Origin of the sequence: Streptomyces sp. NPDC003456, from assembly GCF_042878735.1 — a bacterium.
In the GTDB taxonomy this organism is placed as follows: Bacteria; Actinomycetota; Actinomycetes; order Streptomycetales; family Streptomycetaceae; genus Streptomyces.
In genome coordinates this window covers 953,903-968,092 of record NZ_JBIAOK010000001.1, presented here as the reverse complement: position 1 = coordinate 968,092, position 14,190 = coordinate 953,903, and the positions used below count along the sequence as shown (strand labels likewise).

11 protein-coding genes are annotated in these 14,190 nt (G+C 75.1%); 4 read left to right on the top strand and 7 right to left on the bottom strand.

Annotated features, from left to right (window positions below):
• The first annotated feature begins 5 nt into the window (after positions 1–5).
• The 3 genes from ACFYWG_RS03940 to ACFYWG_RS03930 all read left to right on the top strand — a co-directional run bounded on the left by ACFYWG_RS03940 (position 6) and on the right by ACFYWG_RS03930 (position 6,191).
• The gene (locus tag ACFYWG_RS03940) at positions 6–1,862 is read left to right on the top strand and encodes an HSP90 family protein (protein ID WP_389199103.1); all 1,857 of its coding nucleotides are present in this window, start codon (positions 6–8) and stop codon (positions 1,860–1,862) included.
• 2 nt (positions 1,863–1,864) lie between these two features.
• A complete protein-coding gene (locus ACFYWG_RS03935) occupies positions 1,865–4,804 on the top strand; it encodes a hypothetical protein (protein ID WP_389199101.1) in 2,940 nt (979 codons plus the stop codon).
• Between the two features lie 199 nt (positions 4,805–5,003).
• Complete coding sequence (locus ACFYWG_RS03930; protein ID WP_389199099.1) at positions 5,004–6,191, top strand: Rieske 2Fe-2S domain-containing protein; 1,188 nt, start codon at positions 5,004–5,006, stop codon at positions 6,189–6,191.
• 12 nt (positions 6,192–6,203) lie between these two features.
• On the opposite strand, the gene ACFYWG_RS03925 is transcribed toward ACFYWG_RS03930, so the two are convergent.
• A complete protein-coding gene (locus ACFYWG_RS03925) occupies positions 6,204–6,512 on the bottom strand; it encodes a hypothetical protein (protein WP_383505295.1) in 309 nt (102 codons plus the stop codon).
• Between the two features lie 5 nt (positions 6,513–6,517).
• Positions 6,518–6,931, bottom strand: coding sequence for an SRPBCC family protein (locus ACFYWG_RS03920; protein ID WP_376334086.1), 414 nt, complete (start codon positions 6,929–6,931; stop codon positions 6,518–6,520).
• 269 nt (positions 6,932–7,200) lie between these two features.
• On the opposite strand from ACFYWG_RS03920, the gene ACFYWG_RS03915 reads away from it, so the two are divergent.
• The gene (locus ACFYWG_RS03915) at positions 7,201–8,706 is read left to right on the top strand and encodes an MFS transporter (protein ID WP_389199096.1); all 1,506 of its coding nucleotides are present in this window, start codon (positions 7,201–7,203) and stop codon (positions 8,704–8,706) included.
• Between the two features lie 60 nt (positions 8,707–8,766).
• On the opposite strand, the gene ACFYWG_RS03910 is transcribed toward ACFYWG_RS03915, so the two are convergent.
• The 5 genes from ACFYWG_RS03910 to ACFYWG_RS03890 form a co-directional block, all read right to left on the bottom strand.
• Entirely contained in the window at positions 8,767–10,581 is a 1,815-nt protein-coding gene (locus ACFYWG_RS03910; RefSeq protein ID WP_389199094.1) for an ABC transporter ATP-binding protein, read from the bottom strand.
• 274 nt (positions 10,582–10,855) lie between these two features.
• Positions 10,856–11,188, bottom strand: coding sequence for an STAS domain-containing protein (locus ACFYWG_RS03905; protein ID WP_383505285.1), 333 nt, complete (start codon positions 11,186–11,188; stop codon positions 10,856–10,858).
• The gene (locus ACFYWG_RS03900) at positions 11,185–12,534 is read right to left on the bottom strand and encodes a PP2C family protein-serine/threonine phosphatase (protein WP_389199091.1); all 1,350 of its coding nucleotides are present in this window, start codon (positions 12,532–12,534) and stop codon (positions 11,185–11,187) included. Before ACFYWG_RS03900 ends, ACFYWG_RS03905 begins: the two co-directional genes overlap by 4 nt.
• The gene (locus tag ACFYWG_RS03895) at positions 12,534–13,337 is read right to left on the bottom strand and encodes an alpha/beta fold hydrolase (RefSeq protein ID WP_389199458.1); all 804 of its coding nucleotides are present in this window, start codon (positions 13,335–13,337) and stop codon (positions 12,534–12,536) included. Before ACFYWG_RS03895 ends, ACFYWG_RS03900 begins: the two co-directional genes overlap by 1 nt.
• Positions 13,338–13,462: 125 nt before the next feature.
• On the bottom strand, positions 13,463–14,119 hold the full coding sequence (locus ACFYWG_RS03890; RefSeq protein WP_389199089.1) for a maleylpyruvate isomerase N-terminal domain-containing protein: 657 nt from the start codon (positions 14,117–14,119) through the stop codon (positions 13,463–13,465).
• Positions 14,120–14,190 lie beyond the last annotated feature (71 nt).

Below are 14,190 nucleotides of genomic sequence, written 5' to 3'. Positions count from 1 at the left end.
TGCCGATGACACTGCCCGAGAACGCCGCCGACGAGGCCGGCGCCGACCGCACCTTCCAGGTGGACCTGCGCGGCCTCGTCGACCTCCTCTCCCACCACCTCTACTCCAGCCCCCGCGTCTACCTGCGCGAGCTGATGCAGAACGCCGTGGACGCGCTCACCGCCCGGCACGCCCTCGCACCGGACGCCCCCGCGAACGCCTTCGGTGTCCGTCTGTACGCCGACGGGTCGGTGGTCCGTGTCGAGGACGACGGCGTCGGCCTCACCGAGGCCGACGTGCACGCGTTCCTCGCGACGATCGGCCGCAGCAGCAAGCGCGCGGACCGGATCGCCGAGCAACGCGGCGACTTCATCGGCCAGTTCGGCATCGGGCTGCTCTCCTGCTTCCTCGTCGCGGACGAGATCCACGTCCTGAGCCGCTCCGCCCGCACCCCCGGCGCCCCGGCGGTCGAGTGGCGCGGCCGCGGCGACGGCAGCTACACCGTCCGCACCCTGCCCGCCTCCGCCCGCCCCGCGCCCGGCACCACGGTCACCCTGACGCCGCGCACCGACGCGGGGGAGTGGACCAGCCCCGCCCGGGTCCACGCACTGGCCCGCCACTTCGGCTCCCTGCTGCGCCACCCGGTCACCTTCGACGACGGCACCGGCGGCCCCGGCGGCCCGGGCAGGTCCGTCAACCCCGAGCCCGCGCCCTGGTCCCGCACCCACCCGACCCCGGGGGCCCGCGCCCGGGCACTGGCGGAGTACGGCGAGGAGGTCTTCGGGTTCCGGCCGCTGGACACCATCGAACTGGACCTGCCCGCCGTGGGCCTCAAGGGCATCGCCTGCGTCCTGCCCGAGGCCGTGCCGGCCGGGCGGCGCCACGGTCACCGCGTGCACGTGAAGGGCATGCTGCTGTCCGAGCAGGCCGAGGAGATCCTGCCCGAGTGGGCCTTCTTCGTGCGCTGCGTCGTCGACGCCGAGAGCCTGCGCCCGACGGCCTCCCGCGAGTCCCTCTACGAGGACGACACCCTCGCCGCCGTGCGCGACGCCCTCGCCGGGCGGCTGCGCGACTGGATCGCCCGGGCCGCCGCCAGCGATCCCGACCTGCTCCACCGCTTCCTCCAGGCCCACCACCTCGCGGTCAAGTCGCTCGCCGTGCACGACGACGAGATCCTGCGGATGCTCCTGCCGTGGCTGCCGTTCGAGACCACCGACGGGCACACCACCCTCGACGAGTTCGCCCGCACCCACCGCACCGTGCTCGTGACGTCGACGGTGGAGGAGTTCCGGCAGGTCGCCGCGATCGCCTCCGCCGCCGGACTCGGCGTCGTCAACGGCGGCTACACCTACGACCGCGAACTGGTCCACCGGCTGCCCGAGATCCGGCCCGAGGCGAGCGTCGCCGACCTCGACCCCGAGACCCTCACCGCCCACCTCGACCCCGTCGACCGGGAGACCGAACTCGCCGCCGCGGCCTACCTCGCCCGGGCCCGCGACGCCCTCGCCGTCTTCGACTGCGACGTGGCGCTGCGCACCTTCCAGCCCGCCTCCGCGCCCGCGCTGCTCGTCGACAGCCGTGAAGCCCGGCACGAACGCACCCGCTCCCGGCTCGCCCGCGAGCAGGAGGGCGGTCTGTGGGGCGACATCCTCGGCGCCCTGCGCCAGGAGGCCCCGCGGGCCCAGCTCATCCTCAACCAGCTCAACCCGCTGGTGCGCACCGCCGTCGCCATCGACGAGCCCGAACTGGCCCGCACCAGCGCCGAAGCCCTCTACGGGCAGGCCGTCATGCTGTCCCGGCGCCCCCTCAGGCCCGCGGAGTCCAGCCTGATCAACCGCTCCTTCCTCGACCTTCTCGCCCACGCCCTGCGCAAGGACAGCTGACGATGCCCACCGCACCCCGCCCCCAGAGCACCGACGAGCTGTACCGGGCGCTCCAGGAGAACGGCCGCCGCCCCTACGGCCGCACCCGCACGGTCACCGCCGAGGAACTCGCCGACTCCGCCGAGCAGTTCGACGAGCCCGTCCCGCTGATCCACGCGCTCCTGGAACTCCAGGAGGCGTACACCTACGGCTCCGAGCCACGCAAGTCACCGGTCGTCTTCGCCCGCCTGCTGAACCTCTTCGACGAACAGCCCGACGTCTTCGACGACCGGCTGCGGCACACGCTGTTCTGGCGGTTCAAGTGGGTGTCCACCGCCCTGCGCGCCCTGCCCGAGATACCGCTGGCCAGCCTGCGCCAGTGGCTGACGGAGATGCGCGACCGCTACGAGAAGGCCGGCCACGGCCTCCAGCCCTACTACGGCCAGGCCTACCAACTCGCCGCCCACGTGGGCGAGGACACCGCCCTCGCCTACGAACTGTGGGCGGGCCGCACCCGCACCCGGCTCAGCGACTGCGAGGCCTGCGAGATCTGCGAACGCGCCCTGTACCACCTCAGGGCCGGCGACGACGCACGGGCGCTGCGCATCTGGGAGCCCGTCCTCACCGGCCAGGAGTCGTGCCAGGAGGAACCCGCCCGCTCCCTGTCCCACGCCCTGCTCCCGCTGCTGCGCACCGGCGAAGCGGACCGCGCCCGGGAACTGCACCTGGCCGGCTACCGCGGCTGCCGCCGCAACCCCTCGATGTCCGCGGAGACCGGCCGGCACCTGGAGTTCTGCGCGCTGACCGGCAACGAGGCACGCGGCCTGGAACTGCTCGCCGAGAACCGCGGCCTGTTCGACGAGGTCGACTCGCCGCTGGACCAGCTCGACTTCCTCACCGGCGTGGAGGTCCTGCTCCAGCGCGTCGAGGCAATCGGCCACGGCGGCCTGCCCGCCGCCGGGTACGCGGGACGCACCTGGACCGTCGCGGAGCTGCGCGCCGAGGTGCACGGCCGGGCCGGCGACCTCGCCACCCGGTTCGACGCCCGCAACGGAACCCCCACCCACACCGACCGCCGCCGGGAGCGGCTGGAGCGCGCCCCGCTGCTGGACGCCCTCGAACTGACCCTGCGCCCGCGCACCCTCGACGACGCGACCCCGGCCGCCGCGGCCCCCGCCCCCGCGGGCCGCGCGCCCGACGTCCCCGAGGAACTGCCCGACCTCGTCCTGCGTGCCCGCGCGGCCGACGAGCAGGGCCACCCGGACGCCCACGCCTGCTGGGCGCGGCTGCGCACCCTGGTCGCCGCCCGCGACTACGCCCACCCCGCCGACCCGGCGGTCGGCCCGCTCGTCCGGCTGCGCGCCGACCTGCTCACCGACGAGGCCAACCGCGCCGGTGAGCGGGAGGACTTCCCCGAAGCCGTCGCCCTGCACGAGGAGGCCGCGGGTCTCTACGACGACGCCGGCCTGCCCGACCACGCGGCGCTCGCCCGTGCCTGCGCCCTGCTCGCCGCGGCCGAGATCCCCGCGCAGGGCGCGGACGACGGCCCGGAGGCCAAGGCCGCCGCACTGACCTCCGCGCACGCGTCCCTCGTCCGCCTGCAGCAGGAGACTTCCGGGTTCGCGCCCCACCTGGAGGCCCGCATGCTGCGCCTGCGCGTCACCGCGCTGGCGATGCACCTGCAGACCACGCACGACGACGAGCACATCGCGCCGGTCTTCGCCGAGGTGGACACCCTGCACGCGTTCGCCGTCCGGCACGACCTGGCCGGGCAGATCTCCGCCGCCCTGCTGCTGCGGGCCAGCACCCACGCCCTGTCCGGCGACCTGCCCGCCGCCGTCACCGGGATCGACGAGCTGCTGGCCCGCCTGAAGGAGCACGGCCCCGCCTGGCACCTGCCCCGCACGCTCGGACTGCGCGGCCGGATCCACCTCGGCCTGCGCGACGCCGAGGCCGCGTACGCCGACCTCACCGAAGGGCTGCGCCGGGCCGCCGAGTGGCCCGCCGACGCGATGGACACCGGCCGCCTCCACGGCGACCTGGCCGAGGCCTGCATGCACCTGGGCCGCCCCGAGGAGGCCCTGCGGCACCTGACGCGCTCCGCCGAGGCGGACCTGCGCCGCGGCAGCCGGACCGACGCGTACTGCACCTACAGCAACGCGGCCCAGCTCAGCCTGGACCTCGGCCGCGTCGAGGACTGCATCGCACTGCTCGACTCCCTGCTCGCCGACCCGGAGGTCGCCGCCGGTGAGCTGGACGACCGCCTCACCGCCCAGCTGCGCCTGACCCGCGCCCGCGCCCTGCACGCCGGGGACGACCTCAAGGCCGCCACCACGGAGTTCGTCGCCCTCGCCGCCGAGTCGGCCGGCTGGGACGACGACCCGGGCAGCCACGCCATGATCGCCGGGGAGACGGCCGTGCTGCTCGCCGAGTCCGGGGAGTTCGGCCGGGCCCGCGAGGCCGCGGACCGGGCCCTGGCCGCCCACGCCCGGGACCCGCGCCACGAACAGCTCAGCAACTGCCTGCGCGAACTCGCCCGGCTCCAGGCACAGCAGCAGGGCCCCGACGGCCTGGAGGCGGCCCGCGCCTTCCTGGACGACGCGGCCCGGGTCGCCGAAGAGGCCCGCGCGGCCGGCTACGAGCCCCACGGCCGCTCCCTGGACACGGCCCTGGCCTACGAGCACGGACGGGTCAACGCCTACGCCGGCGCCTACGAGGACGCCCTGACCGCCCTCGACCGGGCGCTCGCGCTGCTCGGCGAGCCCGGCCCGCAGGACGAGCGCGCCGGGGAATGGGCCGAGTGCGTCCGTCTCGCCGGCGCGGTGGAGGGCCTGTACCTGGAGCGCCCCGCCCCCGCCCTGGACCGCCTCGACGCGGCCGTCACCCGGCTGACCGCCCTGGGCCACAGCGAGGAGGCGCAGGCCCTGATCACCCTCGCGGCCCGGCTCCGCGACGAGGGCTGACCCCGCCGCCCGGGTCTCCACCCGTCCTCGAATCCCTCACCTGCCTCACCCGTCCGCACGCGCCGGGCAGGGCGCCGGCGGGGTGCGGGCGTCAGGATGGGCGTGGCCGCCCGGGCGGGCCGTCGCCCGCGGGGCCGGCCGGCGGGGGCCGCGGCCTGCGCCGCCCATGTCCGCCGACCGGGACCTGCGAGGGAGACGTATGACCGAGACCGACGAGGCCGGAGCCGCCCCCGTCGCGGCCGGGAGCGGCCGGCCCTCGCCGCACCGCGACGGCGGTCCCGGCGTCGCCGACCTGCGGCGGATCGGCGCGCACCCGGACCACTGGTACCCGGTCGCCGTGTCCCGGAAGGTGCGCAAGGGGCGGGCGTTCGCGACCGCGTTCGCCGGTGAGCGGATCGTGCTCTACCGCGGCTCCAGCGGCACCGTGTACGCGCTGGAGGACCGGTGCGCCCACCGGCAGGTGCCGCTGAGCATGGGTGTCGTCGAGGGCGAGACCCTGCGCTGCTGCTACCACGCCTGGGCCTACCGCGGCGACGGGCGCATCTCGCAGATCCCCTACCTGTCCAAGGGCGACGGACGGCCGCCGCGCGGGGTGCGCGGCTACCCCGTCCGCGAGGCGTACGGCCTGGTGTTCGTCTTCCCCGGCGACCCGGACCGGGCGGACGGCACCCCGCTGCCGCACCTGCCGGCCCACGGCTCCCCGCGGTACGCCACGATGACGTACTCCCGGACCGTGCACTGCCACTACTCGTTCATGCACGAGAACCTGCTCGACATGAACCACCAGTTCCTGCACCGCGGTGTCGTCGGCCGGCTGCGCCCCGAACTGCTCGACCACCGGGCCGACGCGCGGTCGGTGGAGGCCAGGTACCTGTTCACGCACACCGGCGGCCGACGCGACCGCGGCGCCAGCCTGCTCGCCGCCGAGGGTCTGAGCGGCAGCGACTCCAGCGACGTCATGACGATCCGCACCGAGTACCCGTACCAGACCCTCGACCTGGTGCCGGAGAACGCGCAGCGGCCGGCCTTCCGGCTGTGGGCGGCCTACGTGCCCGAGGACGCCGAGCAGCGCCGCTGCCACACCTACGGCCTGCTGATGATCGAGAAGCCCCGGGTGCCCGGCGCGCTGCACCTGGCACGGCCGTTCATCCGGCGCTTCACCGAGCGCGTGTTCGCCGAGGACCGCATGGCCGTCGAGGCCGAGCAGCGGGCCTGGGACGAGCAGGGCGAGGACCGCAACCGCGAGGTGTTTTCGCTGATCCTGGACGTCCGCGAGGTGCTGCGCGCCAACGGTGTGCCGATCAGGCCCCGGGCCGCCGCGTGCGGCACGCCCGGGCCGTGCGGCGGCCCGGGCGGGGCGGGCGCGACGACCGGCCCCGCCCGCTGAGCGTCCCGCGCTTCACGGCCGGGGATCGGTGCGCTCCCACCGCGGGCGGGCGTCGAGCCCCCGGCGTCCCGCCACCGAGGCGCAGCGCGGGCACTGGCGCCGCACCCGGTCCGCCGCGCCCCCGGACTCGGGGAACGTGTCGACCCAGTGCACGTGCGCGAAGCGCGTCAGCCGGGAGCGGCTGAGGGAGAGCCCGCACACGGTCTCGTTGCGGCCCGGCTCCCAGGCGTGGACCTCACCGGAAGGCAGCCGCCGGCGGCCCTCCTCCTCGTCGGTCCACTGCCCGGACGCCGCCACGGCGTACTGCTTGGCGCGTGGCACGGTCCTCAGCCGGCCTCGTGCTCGACGCGCAGCCGCACCTGCTCCTCCAGCCGCCGCAGGCTGGAGTCCAGGGCCTCGCCGACGGCACCCTCACCGGGGTCGTGGCTGCCGTCGAAGAACGACAGGTGCACCGTCACCTCGCTGGCGCCGCTGTCGATGCCGGCGACCTGGAGCCAGCCCGCGTAGGAGCCCTGCTCGCGGGTGCCCCACTCCAGGCGCATCTGGTCGGGCCGGGCGCGCAGCAGCGCGGCGGTGTCCTCGTCGCTGCGGTCCTCGTGCACGGTGACGGCCGGCAGGTCGCCGGCCCGGACGTGCAGGGCCCCGGGGAGCCACGAGTCGAGCCGGTCCACGTTCGCGGCCTGGTCGAAGACGTGCTCGGGCTGCGCGGGCATCGTGCGGGAGCGTTCGTACTCGGACATCGCCTCACCGGCCTCGTCTCGTTCGGGGTAAGGCCCCCCGCGTTCCCTGCGCGCCGCGGTCCAACCGTCCGCGGACCCCGCCCGCGCGCCTGGCCCGGTCGCGGCGAACCCGTTCGCGGGGAAGTGCGGCCGGTCACGCAGCGTGCGTCACCGGGCCGGTGGCGGGACGGGCCGGCGCGGGCGGGGGAAGGATCTCCGGACGTGGTGTGTGCCACCGCCGCGGCCGGGGAACTTGTCCCGCCCGTGCGGACCCGGCGAGAGGAGCCCGAGTGACAGCCCCAGCGCGGGACGGCGGGAGCCAGGAGTCCGGGTACGAACCGGACCCGAACCGCTGGCGGGCCCTGTGGGTCACCCTGGTGGCCGGGTTCATGAGCCTGCTGGACGTGTCGATCGTCGCGGTCGCCCTGCCGACCATCCAGCAGGAACTGCACGCCTCGGCGGCCCAGGTCCAGTGGGTGGTGTCCGGCTACGCCCTGTCCTTCGCGCTCGCCCTGGTGAGCGCGGGCCGGCTCGGCGACGCCCTGGACCGGCGGCGCATCTTCCTGATCGCGCTGAGCGGCTTCGTGCTCTTCAGCGCCGCCTGCGGAGCGGCCCCCAGCATCACGCTGCTGGTCGTGGCCCGGCTCGCCCAGGGCCTGGCGGCCGGCTTCATGGCACCGCAGAACTCCGCGCTGATCCAGCAGATGTTCCGGGGCGCCGAGCGCGGCCGCGCCTTCGGCTTCTTCGGCGCCACCGTCGGCATCTCCTCCGCGGTCGGCCCCCTCGCGGGCGGCCTGATCCTCGCCCTGGCCGACGGTCCCGACGGCTGGCGGTGGATCTTCTACGTCAACGTCCCCATCGGCGTCCTCGCCGTGCTGCTCGGCCGCCGCCTGCTGCCCCGCACCCCCAGGTCGGGCCGCGGGTACGTGGACGTGCCCGGGGTCGTGCTCCTCGGCCTCGGTGTCCTGGCGCTGATGTACCCGCTGGTGCAGGCGGAGGCCGGCGGCCTGACCGGGCTGTGGTGGCTGTTCCCCGTCGGGGTCCTGCTCCTGCTGTGCTTCGCCCGCCGGCAGCACCGGCTGCTGGCCCGCGGGACCCAGCCGCTGCTCGACCCCCGGCTGTTCACCACCGTGCGGGGCTACGCCGTCGGCGCGGGTGTCGGCACCCTCTACTTCATCGGCTTCAGCGGCATCTGGTTGGTGTTCGCCCTCTTCTACCAGCACGGCCTCGGCTACTCGCCGCTGCGGTCCGCCCTGGCGGTCACGCCCTTCGCCGTCGGTTCGGCCTGTGCGGCCGCGGTGTCCGGGCGGCTGGTGGACCGGCTCGGCCGGCTCCTCACGGTGGGCGGACTGGCCGGCGTCATCGCCGGGCTGGGCGGGACCGCGCTGCTGCTGCGCTTCGCGCCTGTGGACATCGCCCCCTGGCTGACGGCCCCGGCCCTGTTCGTCGGCGGCCTCGGCGGCGGGTGCGTGATCTCCCCCAACATCACCATGACGCTGCGGGACGTGCCGGTGCGCATGGCGGGGGCGGCCGGCGGCGCGCTGCAGACCGGGCAGCGCCTCGGCGCGGCCGTCGGCACCGCCGCCCTGCCGGGCCTCTTCTACCTGACGCTCTCCCACCGCGGCGACGACTACCGGGGCGCCCTCTTCCTCGCGCTGGGCGCCGGCATCCTCGGGATGGCCGCCTCGCTGGCCCTCGCCGCGTTCGACTGGCGGCGCGACCGCCGTGCGCGCGAGCGGCACGGCAGCTGCCCCGACGACGTCGCCAACAGCCCTGTGCACGCCCGCCAGTCCTGACCACCGGGGCGGCCGCCTGAGCCGGGACTCGGCTCACGCGGGCGCCCGGGGCCCGCGCCGCTACACCGCCTCCGCCCGGCCCGCCGTGTCGTCGAGGAAGCCGCCCGACTGGTGCTGCCACAGCTTCGCGTACGCGCCGCCCGCCGCCAGCAGCTCCTCGTGCGTGCCCTGCTCGACGATCCGCCCGCGGTCGAGGACGACGAGCTGGTCCATGCCGGCGACCGTGCTCAGCCGGTGCGCCACCACCAGCGCCGTCCGTCCCTCCATCAGCTGCCACAACGCTTCCTGGACGAGCAGTTCGCTCTCGGAGTCCAGGGCGCTGGTCGCCTCGTCGAGCAGCAGGATCGGCGCGTCGCGCAGGATCGCCCGGGCGAGCGCGACCCGCTGGCGCTGGCCGCCGGACAGCTTCACGCCCCGCTCGCCCACCATGGTGTCGAAGCCGTCCGGCAGGGTGTCGGCGAACTCCGTCACGTGGGCGGCCTCGGCGGCGCGGCGGACTTCCGCGTCGGTGGCGTCCGGCCGTGCGAAGGCGATGTTGTCGCGCAGGGTGCGGTGGAACATCGCCGGGTCCTGGGGTACGTAGGCGATCTGCGCGCGCAGGTCGGCCTGGCGCAGCCGGCTGATGTCCTGCCCGCCGACGAGGATGCGGCCGCCGTCGATATCGGTCATCCGCAGCAGCAGCCGCGTCAGGGTCGTCTTCCCGCCGCCGGACCGCCCGACCAGGCCGATCCTGCTTCCGCCGGGCACCGTCAGGTCGAGCCCGTCGAACAGGGGGCGGCCGCCGCGGTGCGCGAAGGTCACCTTCTCGAAGCGGACGTCGGCGCCCCGGGGCCGCAGCCGTTCGGGAGCCGGCGGGTCGAGCACGGTCGGCGGTGTGAGGAGCAGCTCGGTGAACTGGGCCGCCTCCGTCATCGAGCTCTCCAGCCGCCGGTAGATCTGGTTGAACTCGAACATGATCCGCGTGGCGTTGTTGTAGTAGGCGAAGGCCACCACGATCGCCTCGACCCCGTGCCCGCCCCCGCCGAGCGTGACCGCCAGCAGCAGCCCCATCGCGTTGGTGAGCACCGACATCGGCGCGACCAGGGTGTCGATGCGCAGGTTGCCGTAGTCCCACGAGCGCAGGGTGAGCCGGCGCGAGCGCGCGACCCGTGAGCGGTGCTCGGCGGCCTCGCGCCGCTCCGCGGCGAAGGCACGCACGGTGTCCATGTTCATCAGGCTGTCGGCGACGTGGCCCGAGACCCGGGCGATCGCCTCCTCGCGCTGGTCCACGAGGGCCTGCCGGCGCCGGACCAGCGGCGCGACCAGCGTCCCCGTCAGCGTGATCATCACCAGCAGGCCGACGACGAGCAGCGGTTCGTAACGCCACAGCACCACCGCGCCGAACAGCAGCGGCACGAAGCTGCCCACGATCTGGAACGCCAGCGTGTCGACGAACTGCTCGAAGCGGGCGGCGAAGCTGAGGACCCGCTTGGTCAGCGACCCGGCGAAGTTGTCGTGGAAGAACGCGGCGTCCTTGGCGAACAGCTCGTCCATCCCCACCACGTACAGCCGCTCGATGCCGAGCGCGTCGAGCCGGTTGAGGCAGTGCAGCGCCACCCGCCACAGCGCCTCGGCGGCCAGCAGGACACCGGCGAAGCCGAGGACGTACGGGAGGGTCGAGCCCACCGGGACGTCCCGGTCGCCGGCGAGGTCGCCGACGAGCTTGGCGACGATCAGCGGCGCGACGTAGTTGATGCCGATGTTGCCCAGCGCCAGGAGCAGCATCGCGGGAACCGTCCACCGGCGCAGCCGGGCCAGCTCCCGTCCGTAGTGGCGCAGTGCGAGGAGCACCGAACGCCTGCCCGGTAGAACCCTGTGTGTTTCCGGCGTTTCCATCCCACCCCTGTGTCGTTCCGCGGCCGCCCGCCACGTGGGTGCGGGCAGGGGCCGTCACCGCAACGGATGTGTGGATTTACGGGTCGAAGCCGGAAGTGTCCCGCGCGGGCGGTCACCGCGTCCAAGCGTTTTCCGGCCGGGCGGGGGTGCTGGGGGAGCGCCGGGGCGCACGTCGGCGGGGACCGGTGTCGCGCCGGCCTCGCCCGCGCCGGGTCGCCTCCGGCGGGTCGGGAGGGTGCGCCCGCCTCGCCCGCGCGGGGTCCCCGCCGGCGGGTCAGGCTGGTGCGCCGGCCTCCGGGCGCAGGGTGAACACCCGGTCCAGACCGACCAGGGTGAGCACGCGCAGCAGGTTGGCCGGTACGCCGCTCAGGACGATGTCGGCCCCGGCGGCCAGGGCGTGCTGGCGGGCGGCCAGCAGGGCGGTGATGCCGGAGGAGTCGCAGAAGTCCAGGCCGGACAGCTCCAGCGTGAGGCACTGCCCCGCGGCGAGGGGCTGCTCCTCGATCCGCCGGCGCAGCTCCGGGGCCCGGTCGTAGTCCAGGTCGCCGGCCACACCTATGGCGGGGCCGGCGGCGGTGTCGCGGTGGCTGATGGTGAGCGTGTTCATGAGGCGGGTCTCGTGGTGGGGCGTATCCGGTCGGGGCCGTCGACGGCCGGGGCGCCGAGGGCCAGCAGGGCGGTGTCGTCGTCCAGCCCGTCGCCGAAGCCGCTCAGCAGCGCGGTCAGCGCGGAGATCAGCTCGCGGGGCGAGGCGGGCGCCTGCTCGGCGGCGAAGGCGCGCAGGGCGTCCTCGCCGTACAGGTCGTCGCGGCGGGGGCCGCGGCGGGCCTCGGTGAGACCGTCGGTGTAGAGCACCATCGTGTCGCCGGGGGCCAGCACGGTCTCGGCGGTGGCGATCGGTGCCCGGGGGATGACGCCGACGAGCAGGCCGCCCGGTGTCGGCAGGAACTCGGCCCCTCCCCCCGACCGCAGGACGAGCGCCGGGGGGTGGCCGCCGGAGGCGATGCGCACGGTCACCGAGCCGTCCGGGCCGCCGGGCTCGGCGATCCCGAAGATGCAGGTGCAGTACCGGGGGTCGCCGCCGGCCGTGTACCGCTCGTGCAGCACGGCGTTCAGCGTGGCCAGGGCCGAGGTCGGTTCGGGGTCGTGGTGCGCCGCGGCCCGGAGTGTGTAGCGGGTCAGCGAGGTGAGCGAGGCGGCCTCGGGGCCCTTGCCGCACACGTCGCCCAGGAAGAACGCCCAGCGGCCGCCGTCGACCGGGAACAGGTCGTAGAAGTCGCCGCCGAGCTGGTCCGGGGAGGCCGTGTGGTAGTGGACGGCCGCCTCCAGCCCGGGGACGACGGGCAGCGAGTCCGGTACCAGCGACCTCTGCAGGACGGTCAGCGCGTCGGCGAGGCGGGCCCGGTCGGCCTCGGCCTGGCGCCGTGCCTCGTCCGCCTCGGCGCGGGCGCGTTCGGCCTCGGCGCGGGCGCGCTCGGCCTCCTGGCGGCGGCGCAGCAGTTCCTCTTCGTAGGCGCGGCGGTCGGAGGCGTCGAAGACGGTGATGCGGACGAGCAGGGGCTCGCCCTCGCTCCCGCGCTTGAGCACGGCCGACACCAGCACCGGCAGCCGACCGCCCTGCGCGCGGCGCATCTCCAGGGCGATGCCCCGCAGCTCGCCCTGCATGCGCAGCAGCGGCGCGAAGTGCGTCTCGTGGTACAGCTTGCCGCCCACGGTCAGCAGGTCGGGGAAGCGCTTGCGCCCCACCACCTCCGCCCGGTCCAGGCCGAGCCAGTCCAGCAGCGTGCTGTTGATCTTGGCGATGGTGCCGTCCATCATCGTGGACAGGTAGCCGCACGGGGCGGACTCATAGAGGTCTTCCGCGCTGTCCTCCAGCAAGGCGGTGAACACCGCGTCGGTGTTCGGCTCGTCCCCGGTGCCGGCGGGCTCCGGCATGCCGCTCGTACGGCACATCACCGCGGGGATCCCAGGAAGTCGAGGATCGCCCCGGCGGTCGCCTCGGGCGCGCTGAGCTGCGGGCAGTGCCCCGTGGCCCCGAGGGTGACCAGCCGGGAGGACGGGATCGCCGCGTGCACGTACGCGCCGACCTCGCGCGGTGCGATCGCGTCCTGGCCGCACTCCAGCACGAGGGTCGGCACCGAGACGCTCCCGAGGTCCTTGCGGCTGTCGGTCAGGAACGTCGTCCGGGCGAAGACGCGGGCGATGTCGGGGTCGGTGGCGCAGAAGCTGTTGGTCAGCTCCTGCCCCAGCTCGGGCCGGTCCGGGTTGCCCATGATCACCGGGGCCATGGCGGACGACCAGCCGAGGTAGTTGGACTCCAGGGAGCCGAGGAGTTCCTCGATGTCCTCGGCGCTGAAGCCGCCGCGGTAGCCCTCGTCGTCGATGTAGCAGGGGGAGGGCGTCACCATCACCAGGGTGCCGATGCGCTCCGGCGCGTCCCGCGCGGCCAGCACACCGACCATGGCGCTGACCGAGTGTCCCACGAACACCGCCTGCCGCAGGTCCAGTTCCTCGCACACGTCGACGACGTCCCGCGCGTAGCCGTCCAGCGACGCGTAGCGCTCCTCGCTCCACGCCGACAGGTCCGAGCCGCCGGAACCGACGTAGTCGAAGAGCACGACCCGGTACCGCTCGGCCAGGGCGGGCACCACCAGACGCCACATGTTCTGGTCGCAGCCGAACCCGTGGGCGAGGAGCAGCACGGGGGCGTCGGCCCGGCCGACGACGTGCACGTTGTTCCTGCGGCGGATGTCCATACCGGCCATGCTCCCATCCCGCCGGATTTGCCACGCCGCCGGGCGACCCGCGGGGGAGCGCCAGGTCGGGCGCCGACCCGCGGGGGAGCGCCGGCCCAGGTGGCGACCGGCGGGGCGGGGCAGGGTCAGCCCAGGTACAGCGGGAGACGCGTCGCCCGCTCGCCGAGGGCGGCCCGCTCCGCGCCGGTGGGCGCCCGCCGGCCCGTGCCGATCAGCAGGGCGTCCACGTCGCGCAGGGACGCCGGGAACGCCTCGCCGGCGATCCCCTCCAGCATCTCCCGCGACCGGCGCAGCCCGGCGGCGGGCGGCTGCTGCGCGCGGGGCAGGTGGGCGATCAGGTCGAGGTGGTGCAGCGTCCACTCCAGCACGTACGCCGACAGGTAGTCCGCCGCGGTCAGGACCTCGCCGCGGGTGCCGACCCGCCCGGCCGGGTCCGCGAGCAGCGCGGCGCGGCCCGCCGCGGAGCCCACGTCGTCCAGGTGGAACGCGAGGAGGTGGGGTTCCTCGTACGCGGCCGCCAGCCGGACGGTCAGGGCGTCCAGCGGGTCGTCCCCGGCCGGCGGCGTGGCGGAGACCTCCCAGTACGTCAGCGCGTCGCGGGTCGGTTCACGGTCCGACGGGGTCGCCAGGGTGATCAGCACGTCCTGGGCGTCGACGACCAGATGGCACACCAGGTCGCGCACCAGCCAGCCCGTGCAGCCGGAAGGACGCCCGAAGTCCTCGTCGCCGAGGGCGGCGACCGCCGCGCGCAGCGCCGTCCAGGACTGTGAGAAGAGATCCACCCTCGGAAAAGTAGTGCGGCGCCACCGGGATGGACAACCGGCATGCCGGGCAATCGAATCGGTACCGAGGC